Below are 336 nucleotides of genomic sequence, written 5' to 3'. Positions count from 1 at the left end.
AGGCGGGCGACATCGTCGCCATCGCCGGCCTGTCGAAGGGCACCGTCGCCGACACGTTCTGCGATTCGACGGTGACCGAGCCGCTGCACGCGCAGCCGATCGATCCGCCGACGGTGACGATGTCCTTCCTCGTCAACGACAGCCCGCTCGCCGGCACGGAAGGCGACAAGGTGACCAGCCGCGTCATCCGCGACCGCCTGCTGCGCGAGGCCGAAGGCAATGTCGCGCTGAAGATCGAGGAATCGCCGGAAAAGGATTCCTTCTTCGTCTCCGGTCGTGGCGAATTGCAGCTCGCGGTGCTGATCGAGACGATGCGCCGCGAGGGCTTCGAGATCG

1 pseudogene is annotated in these 336 nt (G+C 66.4%); it reads left to right on the top strand.

The window, feature by feature from the left end:
- Positions 1 to 336: pseudogene (locus EN807_RS33635) on the top strand (translational GTPase TypA); the annotation flags it as partial.

The sequence above is a fragment of the Mesorhizobium sp. M5C.F.Ca.ET.164.01.1.1 genome, from assembly GCF_004792125.1.
Classification (GTDB): domain Bacteria; phylum Pseudomonadota; class Alphaproteobacteria; order Rhizobiales; family Rhizobiaceae; genus Mesorhizobium; species Mesorhizobium wenxiniae.
The sequence above is the reverse complement of the archived record's forward strand: the minus strand, read 5'-3'. Positions and strand labels throughout refer to the sequence as shown.